Genomic DNA, 15,799 nt, shown 5'->3' on the forward strand with positions numbered 1-15,799 from the left:
CACCGAGGTCGCGGGGAGCCAGTGTGAAACCGGCCGGCTTGGCCGGTTTTGTTGTTTATGGGGTGTGAAATTTGGCACATAGGGTGACGATTAAATTTGCACTTAAAGTTGGGAAACCAAGGGGGCGCTACCAATGAGTAATTCAACCAGAGCAGGCTGGCTGACAAAGTTGTCAAGAGGCGGTCGGACGAGGGCTTTTATGAACTCGGTCCGGCTGCTGCTTATTTTCTCGATGGTCCTTTGGAACATGGGGCCGACCATAGCGGTGGCGGCTGATGAGCTTACGCCGGGGACACCCCCGGCGGCTGAACAACCTGTGGCAACGGACACGGCGGCGACAACGACGCCGACCATAACCGCTCTGGCCGCCGAACAGCCGCCGGCCGAGACGCCGCAAACCCCCTTTGCGAGCGCGCAGGCCGAGCCGACCACCACCCTGACAGAAGCAATTGTCTATACCCCCTCGATCCAAACCGACAAGCCAAGTTATCAAGCAGGCCAGTCTGTTGTCATCACCGGCTCCGGATTTAAGCCGGGGGAGCAGGTTTCTGTTGTTATAACAAAATCCAGCGGAGAAGCTGCGCAAGACCGGACCGTATCGGCGGACGGCGGCGGCGCTATTTATGAAACCTACTTAGTGCCGGCCGACGGTACCGCCAGCTATCGCTATGGCATAACCGCCACGGGTCTTGAATCCGGCGGAGTCGCGACGGCATCTTTTACCGATCCAGGCGCCGTGTTCATTTCTTCGCCCAGGGTTACTCAAGAAAGTGGTGGGAATCCAGGCCCTGAAAAACTGAAGCCGGAAGAGTCAATAATCGGCATAGACGTATGGTCGCCCACTCTCATTGCGGGCGGGATAATTACGCTGCACAGGAGTGATGGTACAGACGGACAGAATTTTACTATCGACGGCAATGTGCAACAGGCCCTCCCGGCGCCGGTTTTTATCAACGACCCGGAGGGGGGCAAGTACCACTATTACGTTTACTGGAGCATTATCAAATATGGAGCTCCGCCCCCGACCGCGACCGAGCTATTCCGCGTCGACGTTGTTGATGAATTCTCGTCGCACATCTATGGGCCTGGCCCGAACGAAACCGACTGGTACACGTTACAAATAGACAATAGAGCCTCGCTAAGTCAAAGCGCGCTGGATTTCTTGGACAGCTGGCCCGATGCGATCAGTCTGCCAGTCGGGTCGACGTTCAAGGTGCGGGCTCTCTACCGGGAATCAAGCGCCAACGCAATGACTCAGCTGGCGGCGCAGAGTTTCTATAACGGAGCCGTCCTGGAACTGGAAAATATTACTCAATATTGGTTTGACAACCCGGGAGCCGTGCCTGTGATTACAGGGCCAACGGTTACCGGCGCTGTCGCCCCGACGGTTTTTGACAATCACCCTTGGTTTAGCGAAGCGGAGGTCACTAGCCTGCTGCCGACTTATGACGGCAACGATTATTGGGTGGCCGAGTATGAGTTCAAGGTTACTAGCGTGGGAGCGTTTACAATTACCCCATATGTCCAGACAATGCGCGGCGGGTCATGGAAACTAGACAGTGGCTACACTTCATCAGGAGCAGTACCGGGAACAATAAGCGGTAAGAAATTCCTAGATGTTGACGGTGATGGCGTCAAGGATCCCGAGGACACGACAGGCCTAGCCGGCTGGAAGATTTATCTCGACATGGACAACAACGGCGCGTTTAACACGGGAGACATTGAGACAACAACAGTCGCCGACAATCCGGCGACAACAACTGTCAATGAAGCCGGCAACTATTATTTCAGTAACGTTATGCCAAATATTGACGGCACGGCAAGAACGTATAAAATCCGAGAGATTCTTGATGACCACCCGGGATGGGCGCAGACATATCCTGCATCACCAGGCACGCAAACTGTCTCAATGACCCCGGGGGCCAACATAACCACTGGCACAGACTTCGGCAACTATGAGCTGCCGAAGGTTGGCAGCATTAGCGGCCTTAAGTGGGACGACAAGAACGGAAACGGAACACGGGACAACTATGACACCAACGGCGACGGCACGCCGGACACATTAGAGCCGATACTTGGCAATTGGACTATATATATAGACACAAACAGCAGCGGGGCCTTTGAAGAAGCGTCTGATAAGCACGGACACACAGACCCAACCACAGGGCTGTATACAATCGATGGTCTTACAGCCGGCGACTATACCGTCAAAGAAGTCTTGCAGTCTGGGTGGACGCCGACAAGCCCGGCCACCGGCTCGCAGACAGCGGGTGTAATCGCCGGAGCGAATACCCCTGGCGTCAACTTCGGCAACTTCAAGAACGTAAGCATCTCGGGGATGAAGTTCAACGACTTGAACGGGGACGGGAGCAAGACCGGAGACCCGGGCTTAAATGGCTGGGAGATCCACATCAAGAAGGGCGGCGTGGACATCGCCGGATCACCGTTTACGACGAGCGGCGGCGGCCTCTACTCGGCCACCAACCTAGGGCCGGGGACCTACGTCATCTCCGAGACCAACCAAGCCGGTTGGACCCAGACCGCGCCGGCAGGCACGACCTACACGGTCAACGCCGCGAGCGGCACGAACGTGACCGACCGTGACTTCGGCAACCAGGGACGCGGTTCCATCTCCGGGTTCAAGTTCGTCGACATCGACGGCAACGGGGTCAAGGACGGCGCCGACTACAACTATCTCGGCGGCTGGGACATCACGGTCACTGGACCGGTCACGCAGACCCAGACGACGTCTTTAGTAGACGGGACCTACTCTTTCACGAACCTCCCGGCCGGCAACTATACGGTCAGCGAGGCCGCGAACAGCGCCTGGACCCAGACCGTACCGACAGCCCCCGCGACCCATTCGGTCACCTTGGGCGCCGGTACCGACGCGACGAACAAGTTCTTCGGTAACTTCCAGAACATCACCATCTCCGGGATGAAGTTCAACGACTTGAACGGAGACGGCAGCAAGACCGGAGACCCGGGCTTAAATGGCTGGGAGATCCACATCAAGAAGGGCGGCGTGGACATCGCCGGATCACCGTTTACGACGAGCGGCGGCGGCCTCTACTCGGCCACCAACCTAGGGCCGGGGACCTACGTCATCTCCGAGACCAACCAAGCCGGTTGGACCCAGACCGCGCCGGCAGGCACGACCTACACGGTCAACGCCGCGAGCGGCACGAACGTGACCGACCGTGACTTCGGCAACTTCGAGAACTTCACCAAGACCTTCGCGCTCACGGTCAACGAACCGATTTTGGGCGCCACATATTATGTCGACTACGTCTCGACGGCCGGCAACGGAACGCTCACGCTGGTGCGCGACGGATCCACCAACACCTACAAGGCCGACACGACCGCCTTCACCGGTCCGGTCACGATTTCCTCCTGGACCTGGAGGATCACGAACAGCTACGGCACGATCTGGAGCAAGACGATTCCGTTTGCCGAGACGCTGACCGCGCACAAGGACAACACCTACACCATGAGCTATGAGCTCGTGCTGACGCCTCCGACGGCCTTGAACCAGGTCGAAGAGGCGCACGACTTCACCGCGACGGTGACGGCCGACGACGGCCAGGTTCTGACGAACCTGCCCGTCTACTACTCGGTCACGTCTCCGGCGACGGCGACACCTACTCCGCCGCAGACGACCAACGGCAGCGGACAGATCACCTTCAGCGTGAACTCAACTACGCCTACGCTCGCCACCGTATCCTCCTGGGTGAACGAGACCGACGGAACCTCTGTCGCGTTCGACGAGGGCGAGGCTAACGACACCTCGACCAAGAGGTGGATCGACTACGAGCTCACAGTCAATCCGCCGATCGACAACAACATCGTCGGCGTCGACCACGTCTTTACGGTCACATTAACTAAAGATATGGGCGATGGGGCGGGTTACGTCCCGGCCGGCGGCGAGACGGTCACCTTGAACCTGATTGGCACGACCGGCTATATCCAGGATGTTGGCGGCGTCGTCTACGGCCCGCCAACGGTAATGGCGACAGGCGCCACCGACGCCGTCACCGGCACCTTGACGGTCACCATCCGGGCGGCTTCGGCCGGCATCTCGTTGCTGATCGCCTCGAGTCAGTACGCTGTCGATTCGGGCACCATGACCGCGACGGGCAATCCGGGCGTCAAGACCTGGGAGTACGGTTCGATTTCAGGATATATCCGTATGGACACCAACACTAACGGCGCGTTTGATGCCGGCGAGCCCGGATTGAACAGCTGGCGGGCGTTCCTGGACATCAACGGAAACGGTTACTTTGATCCCGGCATCGATCCGTTCGATATGACCGATGCCAACGGCTTCTACGAGATCGGCAATCTGGCCGCGGGCACCTACGAGGTCTACCAAGAGCTCCAAGGTGTCTGGGCCCAAACCTACCCGGTAGCCCCCGTTTACTATACGGCGGTGCTCACGGACGCGGACCGGAACTCCACCGGCAACGACTTCGGCAACACGATGGCGGACATGGCCATCGTCAAGACGGATACCGGTTACGATCCGCTCCAGAGCGGGCAGGAGATCGTCTATACCAACGTCATAACCAACAACGGGCCTTGCCTGGCCGAGGACGTCGTCTTTACCGACACGCCGCCTGCTGAGCTGACCGCGCCAATTGAATACCGGATCGGCGCGGGCGCCTGGACGGCCTGGACTGGCTCGGCGGACCTCGGCGACATGGCCGCGGGCGCGAGCGAGACCGTCTACTTCAGAGGCACGGTAATAGCGGCTCCTGGCACCATTACCAACACGGCCAGTGTTTCCTCGGAAACACCCGACCCGAACCTGACCAACAACACGGACAACGAGGACACGTTGGTCGTCAAGTACATACTGGTCGTCGGGCCGCCCGAAGCGGTTAACCGCGTCGGACAGGAGCATGAGTTCTACGTGCACTTGACGAAGGACGACGGAACCTCGGTTACCGATGTCGCCGGCGCGCAGGTCCAGGTCTCCCTGGACAGCACGACCGGGTATCTGACCGGATGGGGTTATGACGGCGCGACGCACGTCAAGACCGGAACCTACGCTCCGGGTACGACCATGTCGGACACTCTGACGACCGACGCGTTCGGTTATATCTACGTCTACGCGGTCAGCATGGACCCGGGCACAGCCGAGTTCTCCGCGAACTACGACTACAACCTGGCCGGCGCCAGCCTGACCGTAATTTCCGATCCGGATGCGGAGAAGGAATGGACGCCGGGTACGATTTCCGGACACATCCGTCAGGATACGAACACAGACGGTACGTATGACGCCGGCGAGCCGGGCTTGGAAAACTGGCGGGCCTTTATCGACCAGAATGACAACGGAACCTATGACGCGGGCGAACCCACGGACCTCGCCGACGCTTCCGGCTACTATGAGATCGGGAACTTAAGCGCCGGTACCTACGAGGTCTACGAGGTACTCGAGGGCGTTTGGGAACAGACGTACCCGACGGCTCCCGAATACTTCACGGCGACAGTCTCCGGCTCGACGCCGGACGTTACCGGACTCGACTTCGGCAACGCGCGGGCCGATCTGACCATCCAGAAGACCGACGTCTTCCACTTCGGCTCAGCGCCATATAACTACAATGAGGTCCAAGCCGGGCAGAAGGCGGTCTATGAGCTCACCGTCAGCAACCTGGGCGAGTGCACAGCCTTGAACGTCTCAGTCACCGATACTGCTCCGGCCGTCCTGACGAATCTCGAGTTCAATCTGGGAGATCCCTCAATCGAAGCGGGCTGGCAGCCATGGGCGACTCTTGCCCCGGTCCCAAGCCTTGCCGCGGGCGGACAGTACACGTTCTATGTCAGGGGCACTGTTGCTCCGACAGCCCCGCTAGGTGTCTTCACGAACCGGGTTGACGTCACCTCGGACACTCCGGACCCGAACTTGGGCAACAACTTCGACCTGGAGGACACGACGGTCGTGGAATACACAATCACCGTGGGCCCGGCCGAAGCCGTTAACCGCGTCGGCCAGGAGCACGAGTTCACCATCTACCTGACTAAGAAAAACGGAACGACTACGGCAGGTGTGGCGGGCGCTTCCGTTAACGTCGCCCTAGACGCCGCTAGCACGGCCGGGTACTTGACCGGTTGGGGTCAGGACGGAGCGGCGAAACTCGTGAGCTATCTACCGGGTACAACGACTTCCGCTACAGTGACGACCAATCCGAGCGGGTATGCATACGTCTACGCGACCAGCCCGACTCCCGGCATGGCCATTCTCTATGCTGACTACAACTACACGCTCGGCCACGCCGACCTGTCCATAACGACGGATCCTGACGCCTACAAGAACTGGATCAACTATCAACTGACAATCGAGCCGGCTTTGGCGACCAACCCGGTCAACGAGCCACACGACTTCCTGGTCAAGCTGATAGTCGACGATGGCGTCAATGACAACGCTGCCGACGGACTGTCGGGTACCTGGGATCCCGCGGCCGGTGAAATAGTCAACATCGCCTATACGTTGCACGGCAGCGTATTCGCCATCGACGACGCTGACGGGTATCGAATTGCCCCACCGCTGAACTCCGGCAAAACGGAGGCAGACGGTACCTTTATAGTCTGGGCGCAAAGCGGCGGAACAGCCGGCACAGGCAAGCTCACGGCAACCTACAACACGACCATCGGCGGCGCGCTGGCTACGTTCAATAGCAACGAGGCCATAAAGATATGGCAAGCGGGCACGATAAATGGCTTCAAATGGGCTGATATCGATGCTGACGGAACGTGGGATACTAGCGAACCTGGTCTATCCGGCTGGACGATTAAACTTGAGCCTATCGACTTATTTGATATCCCCGGACCTTCACAAATACAGGGTGTGGCATATACAGCCACAACAATCACCGGAACCGGTGGCGCGTATACATTCGCCAACGTCCCGCCGGGAACATACAAAGTATTCGAGGAGATTCATCACCCAAGTCAAGACGGTTGGGCGCAGACCTATCCAACGGATCCCAACTATCACGTGGTAACGGTACTGCCTGATCAGACGGTCGCGAACGTTAATTTCGGCAACCACGCGATTGGCGAGATAATCGGTACGGTTTGGTACGACATTAACGCCAACCAGATCATCGATCAAGGCGAACAACGTCTATCCGGGTGGACCGTCACCCTATACGCCTCGGACGGCCTCACCGTTCTGGCGACGCAGCTTTCGGGACCTGATGGTGGGTATCTGTTCGACAACCTGCTGCCCGGCACGTACTACGTGTCTGAAACGATCAACAGTCCGGAATGGAGCAATACGACACCTATCAAGCGCAAGGTGGTATTGACCTACATAAACGGCGATATTATTACGCAGATTGCCGACTTCGGCAACGACAAACCGTTCTTGCCGTTTACTCCGAAAGAGCCTTTGCCATATACCGGCGGTCTATATCACGCCAGAATAGCTAACGCAGCCAGCGCGCATGACGCGCAAAAACCGAGCAACCCGCCTCTGCACGGTAGCGCCGACGGGTTGCTCCTGGCTGCGTTAGCGGTATTGCTTATCGGTTTGGCCGTTCCGGTTACTCGGAGGTTTGCCCGGACTGCCGGTAATTGATAATGTGCATTGCTTCGTGATAAATCAGCGTGCTCAATGAGTACGTGTGCGTGGGGCTGATGACTATGTAGCCGCTCTTGTAGTAGGAGATGGCTTCGTAGCCCTGAGCGTCGCCGAACGCGACACTGGCGCCTTGAAGAATGGGGTACTGGGCGATCAGGTCGCTAAGGATTGCCCAAGCCTCACCCTCGTTGTTAGAGGCCGCCGCGGCATAAGTCGCGCCGCCGCCCGAGGAACTGTTCCCGCCGCCGCCTACGGCCGCTTGACGGTTGGCCGCCTCGGCCGCTGCCTGAACCTCGGCCGCCTTAGCCGCTTCCTCAGCTTGTTTCTTGGCCATATAGTTGGCGACCGCCGTTTCCATCGGGTTGTACCCGTCGATTTTGACCGTTTTGTTTAAGGATGACACAGGGGCTGTCGGGCCGGCGGGGGCTTTTGTTTCGTAGTCAGCCGCCGCGGCTGCGAACGTTATCGTCGCCAAGCCGACGATTATCGCTGTGAACAGTGCTGCTATTCTCGGGAAGGTTGCTTTCTTCATTTTTCTCACTCCTTCAGGTCAAAATAAAAGACCTGCTCTTTTAGGGTTCTCCCTTTAAAGAGCAGGTCCGAGAGTTTCTGGGTTTTTCTTTTCTGACCTGATTCTCACCTTCGGCGGTCCGGCTGCCCTCTCTGGGGAGAGGAGGGCCCGTGACTTTGCGCCGTCTGATTTCTCAGACTTTGCCTTTGTCGGGAGAGACAATAAGATTCTCAAGCTACCGTGTCTTACACTACCTATATCGGTCGCGTTGGCGGAGGGCTTTAGGAATATTTACACAGAGTTCTTACGTAGTTTCTTACAGAGCGGCAAGCTTTTTAAGCTCATCAATCGAAAACGCATCGCCGTGGGCTGGAAATAGTCGTTGAGCTCCTGATTTGATGATCTTTAACCAGCTCAAGCGCACGTCGGCCGTGTTCAGGGCCATGGAGCCGGAGGAGGGCTTTCGGCAGAAAAATGTCTTGCCTAAAACCAGGTCCCCGGTGATAGCCCGGCCGTCTTCTAGAAGAACGGATATATGGCCGGCGGTGTGGCCTGGCGTGTGGATGATTTGCGCCGGTAGGCCGAACTCGGAAAGAGACGCGCCGTCGGTCAAACTAAGGTTCGGCTGGACACCCCTGTTCCAAAAGAATGGCAAAGAGATATCGGAGAGAAACTCAAGGAACTTACCGGGTTTGGTCAAGCCGGGCGACACGGTTTTGCCGCCGCCGGCGACCCCCGGGGCGTCCAGAGGATGACAGCCCACCAGGCAGTTGGTCCGTTCGCGCAAGCCTTTCAAGCCGCCACAATGATCCAGATGCCCGTGCGTGAGGATTACGAGCTCGAGGTCGTCAGGTTTGCGACCGATGTGCCTGATGGTTTTCAGAATGTCCCGATGAAAGCCGAGGAAACCGGTGTCGACGAGGAAAAGCCGCTTGCTTTTTTCTATTAGGTAACTGCTGGCAAATAGTCCAGTGATGCGATAAATAGTCATAATCATGAAGCTTTAAGCTTGTGTTTATTATAGCAGAATCTGGATCGCGCGCATCGCGGCCGCGCTGACCAGGGGAATCACGAAGTTGTCATTTACGCCAAGGGGCAGCAATTCGGCCAGCGCGGCGGCCACGCCGCCGATGACGACAAGGTAGAACGGGACGGGAACGATTAGCGACCAGATATATCCAAACACCAGGGCGGTCGCCACATACGCCAATGTGCCGTCCAGGGTCTTTCCGAAGAGGTGCCAGCGCCCGTGCTCCAGCCCCGTAAACTTAGCTGACAGATCGCCGAAAACCAAAAAAACTATGGACAATGTGGCCAGCGCTTTGTCGAACAGGAGAATGACCAGGAAAGAAGAAGCCAGAAACAAGGTGGCGCTGGAGAAGGTCGCCCGCTCTTTTTCCCGGAAAAACTTATGAAGCCACCTGAAAACGAGCAAGTTCAAGCGGGACGAACTCAACCTGAGAATATCGACAAGAATAAACAAGCACGCCACAGAGCCGATCAGCAGGAGCAGGACTTGTCGGGGATAGACCAAGTAGAGCAGCGGGAACGAGATTGCGGCCGGCCGCAGCAAGACGCGAAGGTGTTTGAGCGACGCCGTTGTCTCCGGTTTCAATTTGACCGTCGGCTTGTCGCGGTAGTCAAGGTAAATGTTGACAACGGTAATGTGGACGACGAGGGCGGCGACGAACCAACTTAAAGGTGTCGAGGGGCAATTCAGGAAGACGAAGAAAGCCAGTAGCGGCAGAACGACCGGTCCGATGACGGAGCCGCGCCGAAAAACGATGGCGAGGGCAAGTGTCAGACCGGTCAAGAAAGCCAGATCGATCAGCGGCAGCCACCCGTTTCTCAGCAGCACGGTCAGGGCGGCCAGAAGCATCCCGACCGACGCCGCGGCGCCTTGCCCGCCCCTGAATCCCAGGTAAAATGGAAACAAGTGTCCGACGACAGCGAATAAGCCGGCGAGGTAGATATAAGGGGTCGGCGCGTGGAGAGCGTAGGCGACGCCCATGGAAGCCAGGCCCTTAAGCGCGTCATAGGAAGCGGTCGCGACCGCGGCGGGCAAACCGAGCTGATGATAAGTGTTCATGGTACCAGGGTTTCCGGAGCCGATTTTCCGAATGTCAACGCCTTTGGCCCGCCCGATAAAATACGCGGGCAAGAACGAACCCAATAAGTACCCGATTACTAACGAGGCTATCCCGGCTATCACCGGACCTCCCTTAGACGGTTATATTCGTTCGTGTCTGGCGTGACGGAGGATTTCCAGCATTTCCATATGGACCAGGCCGTTACTGGCTAAAACCTCGGGTTCGTAGATATCGAAGACGCCACCGGTAAGGTTGGATAGGCGGCCTCCGGCCTCTTCGACGATCAAGGAACCGGCCGCGGTGTCCCAGGGCGCCAGGCCTTCTTCCCAAAAGCCGTCGGCGCGCCCGCAGGCGACCTCGCACATATCCAGTGAGGCCGCGCCGGCCCGGCGGACACCCTGAGCGCGAACCGAGAAAGCCTTGAACTTGGCCATAATGCCCTCCGGTTTCTCGCGAATCCAGTATGGCACGCCGGTAGCTATTAACGCGTCGTTCACCTCGGCGGTTTTTGAGACGTGAATGGACAAGCCGTTCAATGTCGCGCCGTGTCCCTCTTCCGCGGCGAACAATTCCCCTGAATTCGGGTTGAAGACCACGCCAACCGTTATGCGGCCGTTCACGGCCAAAGCGATTGACACGCCGAATACCGGGTACCCGTGTGAGTAGTTGGTCGTGCCGTCCAAAGGGTCGATGATCCACAGGTACTCGTTTGGCTTGGGGTCAGGCTTGGGGTCAGGCCCCTTACCGAAGTCCTGGTTTTGGGGCCTGACCCCATGTCCGGTTTGGGGCCTGACCCCAGCAACATCTTCCTCGGCGAGGACGCCGTGTTCGGGGAACGCGGCTTTCAACCTCGCTATAATCAACTCTTGCGAGGCGATATCGGCCGCCGTCACCAGGTTGACGGCGCCCTTCTTGCGAACGTCCTTTGTTTCCGCCGTATAGGTCATGAGAAGCCCTCCGGCTTCCCTGGCGACCGCCGCGGCGCAATCGACTGGATTCATTGGATTGATCTTAGGATGACCTATTTAAGCTTCTTGAGATAATCTTCGATTATCTCAAGGGCTTTCTCCTCGTCGGCCTCCAACACGTTGATTTCTCCCCAAGTGCCGGCCGCAAACGGCCCGCCGCTAAAGGGGAAGTTATCGTCCTGGTAAGGATGCATCAGGACCTTTATCCCGCTTTCCTCCAAGACGCCCTGAATCATTTGAGCCTCCACGATGTCTTTGGCGGTAAAAACGCTGACGGTATCTTCCGTATCTCTAGCCAAGCTAATCCTTCGTGTTGAGATCGGGACCCATTGTGCCGCCGATGCCCCAGTTGACTTTGGGCTGCTCGTCCAGTATCACCCAAACATGCTTCTCAGAGATGCCGAGTTCCTCGGCGACGGCGGTGGTCACTCTTTTGACGATGGCTTCTTTGGTGGCCGGATCTCGGCCTTCCCACATATCGATTCTGATTAACGGCATATCGGTTTCCTTAGCCTTTCTTCTTGTTCTGGCTCTGCACGACGAGCACGATGACTATGGCCACAACAACGACGGTCAGCACGCTGGGACCACCGCAGCAGCATATGTTGCCGCGCGGGAGGAAAGCCGTCGGGAAATATGAACGGGCCAGCAAGGCCAGGGCGGGGGTTGCGGCAAACACGGGGCCTCCTTTTGCTAAAACGTAAACACGTAAAATACGGGGTCAGGGCTCGTATCTTAACATTTTACAGCAATCTTGTCTACTAATTAATACTGACATTTCTTCTGCCTTTTCATATAAAAAGTTCAACAGAAGCCCCCATATTTGGAAATGAGCCCTGACCCCAAGAGCGGCCGCCAATGAGCGAGACGGTTTTTTGGTCTCTTATTACGGCCCAGGCTTCAATGTTGTCTTGACACTCTCACCTGCTTTAAGTAAGATGAACGGACAACTTTTTTGGCTTAGAATCGGACTCTCAAATGTTTGAAAGGGGAAGGAATGGCTGATGTAAAGACAGACCTGGAAATCGCCCAAGCGGCGAAGATGCTGCCGATTACCGAGATCGCCTCGAAAATGGGCCTCGGGGACGACGACATCGAGATGTACGGCAAGTACAAGGCGAAGATAGCTCTGGGAGTAATGGACCGGTTGAAAGACCGGCCCAACGGCAAATATATTGACGTTACGGCGATTACGCCGACGCCGCTGGGCGAAGGCAAAACGGTTACGACGGTCGGATTAGGCCAGGCTCTTAACCGCATCGGCAAAAAGTGTATTACCGCCATCAGGCAGCCTTCATTGGGACCGGTTTTCGGCATCAAGGGCGGCGCGGCCGGCGGGGGGTACGCTCAGTGTGTTCCGATGGAAGACTTCAACCTTCACTTCACCGGTGACGTTCACGCCGTCGGGCTGGCGCATAATCTCTGCGCCGCGTTTATGGATAACAGCATCGTCAAGGGCAACAAACTCAATATCGATCCTCTGAGCATCCTCTGGCCGCGCGTGGTCGATGTTTCGGACCGTTCGCTTCGCCACATCGTCATCGGTCTCGGCGGCAAAGAGAACGGCCTGCCCCGCGAAGCCGCGTTCGATATAACAGTAGCCTCAGAGGTTATGGCTATTTTGGCCCTGGCCAGTGACTTGAAAGACCTGCGTGCCCGTCTGGGCCGGATCGTCGTCGCCTTCACTTACGACGGCCAGCCGGTGACCGCGGAGGACTTGCAAGTGGCCGGTTCCATGGCTGTTCTTTTACGCGACGCGATCAAACCGAACCTTATCCAGGATTTGGAAGGGAATCCGGTCATGGTCCACGCCGGGCCGTTCGCCAACATCGCCCAGGGCAACAACTCGATCATCGAGGACCGTATCGCCCTTAAGCTGGCCGACTACGTCGTTACCGAAAGCGGTTTCGGAGCGGACATGGGCGCGGAGAAGTTCATGAACATCAAGTGCCGGTATTCCGGCTTGACGCCGGACGCGGTCGTCATCGTGGCGACGGTCAGAGCGCTTAAAATGCACAGCGGCCGTTTCACCGTCGTCGCCGGCCGGCCGTTGGATCCGGAACTGGTCAAGGAAAACCTGGAGGCATTGGCCGAGGGCGGCGCCAACCTGGTCAAACATATTGAAAACATGAAATCTTTCGGCGTTCCGGTCGTGGTCGCGGTCAACCGGTTTACCTATGACTCAGACAAGGAGATCGCGCTGGTCCGCGACATGGCCTTAGCGGCCGGGGCGGACGACGCGGTGCCGAGCGAGGTCTGGGCCAACGGCGGCGCGGGCGGCGAGGAACTCGCCAAGGCTGTTGCTGCCGCGGCCGAGAAACCGTCCGATTTTAAATTTACCTACGCGACGGACGCTCCCATCAAGGATAAAATCGAGGCGGTCGCCATGAAGATCTACGGCGCCGACGGTGTCGATTATTCCCCGGTAGCTGAGAAGAAGATCAAGCTTTATACCGATCTCGGGTATACAAATGTGCCCGTATGTATGGCTAAAACGCATTTGTCGATTTCGCACGACCAGACGGTCAAAGGGCGGCCCAGCAATTTCCGTCTGCCCATCAGGGACGTCCGGGCAGCGATGGGCGCCGGGTTCCTTTATCCGCTTTGCGGCGAGATGAGGACCATGCCCGGCCTTCCATCGGTACCGGCCGGAACAAAGATTGATCTCGACGACGACGGGAAAGTGATCGGTCTCTTTTAACGCCTAAGCGGAGTACCGCGTGAAAAAACATAGGGTAACGTTCTATCCGGATAACCGCATCGCCGAGGTTGCCGCCGGCGAAACCGTTCTTGACGCAGCCATGGCGGCTGACGTGCATATAACGGCGACCTGCGGCGGGGACGGGACGTGCGGGAAATGCCGGATAATCGTCGACGCCGGCGATATAGTCACCAAGCAAACCCCGAAGATAAGCGAGGAAGACGCCGCCAAGGGTTATGTCCTCGCCTGTCTGACGAGCGTTGAATCCGATCTTAAAATCCTGGTGCCCCCGGAAACGCGGTTAGGCATTGTGCCTGAAGAAGCGGAAGAAGGGATTACCTACGGCCGCATGATGAGCGCCGAGGAAGAAGCCGAGAGTCTGGACGACGTCCGGCTTGATCCGCCGGTGGCCAAGGTGTTCGTAGAGATGAATCCGCCGTCGCTGGACGACAACTCGAGCGATCTATCCCGTCTAAGCCGGGCGCTCAACCGCGCCGGAGTCGAGGGGCGCACGATCGCCGAACCGCCCGCCCTGGCTGAATTGGCCGAGGTTATCCGTGCCGGCAAATGGAAGACCACGGCGACCGTCAGGCACGGTTTATGCGAAGCTTTGATTACCGCGGTCGAACCCGGCGATACAAGCGCTTCCAGTCTGGCGCTGGCGATCGATGTGGGTACGACAACGGTCGTGTCAAAACTACTCGATTTGAACACGAAAGAGGCGGTTGCGGAGAGTTCGGCTTACAACCGGCAGATTTCCGCCGGTGAGGACGTCATCTCCCGCATTGTGTTTTCACAGAAGAAGGGCGGCCTGGCCAGATTACAGGAGCTCGTTGCGGATACCATCAACGAAACGATAAAACGCCTTTTGGCCGCGACGGGGCGCAAAGCGTCGGACATAGCCGCCGTTTATACCGCTGGTAACACGATCATGGAACATCTTCTGCTTGGCTTGAATCCAAAATATCTCCGGGAAGAACCGTACATCCCGACGGCGACCGAGTTTTCATGGCTGCCGGCAAGTTCGCTCGGTATCGACCTGGGTCCTCACGCATATCTGCATCCGTTACCCTGCGTCGCCTCCTACCTGGGGGCGGACGTCGTAGCCGGCGTCGTCGCGGCGGGAATCCCGACATCCGACAAGCTATCCTTGTACATCGATGTCGGCACGAACGGAGAGATGGTCCTGGGCAACAGGGAGTTTCTGGCCTCATGCTCATGCTCGGCCGGCCCGGCTTTCGAAGGCGGCGGCGTCAGATTCGGGATGCGGGCGACAACCGGCGCCATCGAGGAGGTGCGCATCGATTCCTCCACCTACGAACCGATGATTAAAACCATTGGCGAGGGGCGTCCGCTTGGCATCTGCGGAAGCGGTTTGATAGACACTATGGCCGAGCTGTTCCTGGCGGGCGTGGTGGACGCCAAGGGAAAAATAAACGTCGACCTGAAGACCGACCGGACGCGCGTCGGGAAGCAAGGGCCGGAATATGTTTTGGCCAAAGCGGCCGGTGACGGCGCCGAACAAGATATCGTCATCACGGAAGGCGATCTGGACAACCTGATGAGGGCCAAAGCGGCCGTCTTCGCCGCCATCGAGATTCTGTTGGACAGCGTGTCCGTCTCGCTAAACGATATCGACGCATTTTTTATCGCCGGCTCGTTCGGCAAACACCTGGACGCCGCCAAAGCCGTCACCATCGGCCTCCTGCCGGACTTGCCCGAAGAGAAGTTTGTCTTTATCGGCAACGGCAGCCTCTGGGGCGCGCACATGTCGGCGGTTTCCCGGGCTAAGCAACAGGAGATCATGGAGACAGCAGCCAGGATGACTTATATCGACCTTTCAACCAACAATAAATTTATGGACGGATATGTCGCCGCCCTGTTTCTGCCGCATACCAACAAGGGGCTCTTCCCGTCGGTCGCGTCTAAGATGGGCGGGTAAAA

Annotated in this window: 10 protein-coding genes and 1 riboswitch; of the genes, 3 read left to right on the forward strand and 7 right to left on the reverse strand. The window is 57.7% G+C overall.

The window, feature by feature from the left end; translation table 11 throughout:
* Nucleotides 1–133 precede the first annotated feature (133 nt).
* Nucleotides 134–7,582 carry an SdrD B-like domain-containing protein gene (locus tag WC891_03525; protein ID MFA5867019.1) on the forward strand — a complete coding sequence of 2,483 codons (7,449 nt, stop codon included), beginning with the start codon at nucleotides 134–136 and terminating at the stop codon, nucleotides 7,580–7,582.
* On the opposite strand, the gene WC891_03530 is transcribed toward WC891_03525, so the two are convergent.
* The 7 genes from WC891_03530 to WC891_03560 form a co-directional block, all read right to left on the reverse strand.
* Nucleotides 7,548–8,117: a hypothetical protein gene (locus tag WC891_03530; protein MFA5867020.1), complete on the reverse strand. Its 570-nt coding sequence runs from the start codon at nucleotides 8,115–8,117 to the stop codon at nucleotides 7,548–7,550. The two genes, WC891_03525 and WC891_03530, sit on opposite strands and share 35 nt — an antisense overlap.
* A 109-nt stretch (nucleotides 8,118–8,226) precedes the next feature.
* Nucleotides 8,227–8,311: riboswitch (cyclic di-GMP riboswitch) on the reverse strand.
* A gap of 101 nt (nucleotides 8,312–8,412) precedes the next feature.
* A complete protein-coding gene (locus tag WC891_03535) occupies nucleotides 8,413–9,087 on the reverse strand; it encodes an MBL fold metallo-hydrolase (GenBank protein MFA5867021.1) in 675 nt (224 codons plus the stop codon).
* A 27-nt stretch (nucleotides 9,088–9,114) separates the two neighbouring features.
* On the reverse strand, nucleotides 9,115–10,308 hold the full coding sequence (locus tag WC891_03540) for a glycerol-3-phosphate acyltransferase (GenBank protein MFA5867022.1): 1,194 nt from the start codon (nucleotides 10,306–10,308) through the stop codon (nucleotides 9,115–9,117).
* A gap of 18 nt (nucleotides 10,309–10,326) precedes the next feature.
* Nucleotides 10,327–11,187 (reverse strand): inositol monophosphatase family protein, encoded by an 861-nt coding sequence (locus WC891_03545; protein MFA5867023.1) that lies wholly within the window; start codon nucleotides 11,185–11,187, stop codon nucleotides 10,327–10,329.
* Between the two features lie 20 nt (nucleotides 11,188–11,207).
* Nucleotides 11,208–11,453 (reverse strand): DUF2007 domain-containing protein, encoded by a 246-nt coding sequence (locus WC891_03550; protein MFA5867024.1) that lies wholly within the window; start codon nucleotides 11,451–11,453, stop codon nucleotides 11,208–11,210.
* A gap of 1 nt (nucleotide 11,454) precedes the next feature.
* A complete protein-coding gene (locus WC891_03555) occupies nucleotides 11,455–11,652 on the reverse strand; it encodes a tautomerase family protein (GenBank protein ID MFA5867025.1) in 198 nt (65 codons plus the stop codon).
* Between the two features lie 10 nt (nucleotides 11,653–11,662).
* A complete protein-coding gene (locus tag WC891_03560) occupies nucleotides 11,663–11,833 on the reverse strand; it encodes a hypothetical protein (protein ID MFA5867026.1) in 171 nt (56 codons plus the stop codon).
* A gap of 318 nt (nucleotides 11,834–12,151) precedes the next feature.
* Between WC891_03560 and WC891_03565 the strand changes: the two genes are divergently transcribed.
* Both WC891_03565 and WC891_03570 read left to right on the forward strand, forming a co-directional pair.
* Complete coding sequence (locus WC891_03565; protein MFA5867027.1) at nucleotides 12,152–13,855, forward strand: formate--tetrahydrofolate ligase; 1,704 nt, start codon at nucleotides 12,152–12,154, stop codon at nucleotides 13,853–13,855.
* A 19-nt stretch (nucleotides 13,856–13,874) separates the two neighbouring features.
* On the forward strand, nucleotides 13,875–15,797 hold the full coding sequence (locus WC891_03570) for an ASKHA domain-containing protein (protein MFA5867028.1): 1,923 nt from the start codon (nucleotides 13,875–13,877) through the stop codon (nucleotides 15,795–15,797).
* Nucleotides 15,798–15,799 lie beyond the last annotated feature (2 nt).

The organism is Actinomycetota bacterium (assembly GCA_041658625.1).
Lineage (GTDB): Bacteria > Actinomycetota > JAHEXW01 > JAHEXW01 > JAHEXW01 > JBAZZW01.

What these genes read in the sequence shown, in the direction of transcription:
- WC891_03555 (MFA5867025.1), bottom strand. Translation starts at nt 11,652, where the DNA reads ATGCCGTTAATCAGAATCGATATGTGGGAAGGCCGAGATCCGGCCACC.
- WC891_03545 (MFA5867023.1), bottom strand. Translation starts at nt 11,187, where the DNA reads ATGAATCCAGTCGATTGCGCCGCGGCGGTCGCCAGGGAAGCCGGAGGG.
- WC891_03535 (MFA5867021.1), bottom strand. Translation starts at nt 9,087, where the DNA reads ATGACTATTTATCGCATCACTGGACTATTTGCCAGCAGTTACCTAATA.
- WC891_03525 (MFA5867019.1), top strand. Translation starts at nt 134, where the DNA reads ATGAGTAATTCAACCAGAGCAGGCTGGCTGACAAAGTTGTCAAGAGGC.
- WC891_03565 (MFA5867027.1), top strand. Translation starts at nt 12,152, where the DNA reads ATGGCTGATGTAAAGACAGACCTGGAAATCGCCCAAGCGGCGAAGATG.
- WC891_03530 (MFA5867020.1), bottom strand. Translation starts at nt 8,117, where the DNA reads ATGAAGAAAGCAACCTTCCCGAGAATAGCAGCACTGTTCACAGCGATA.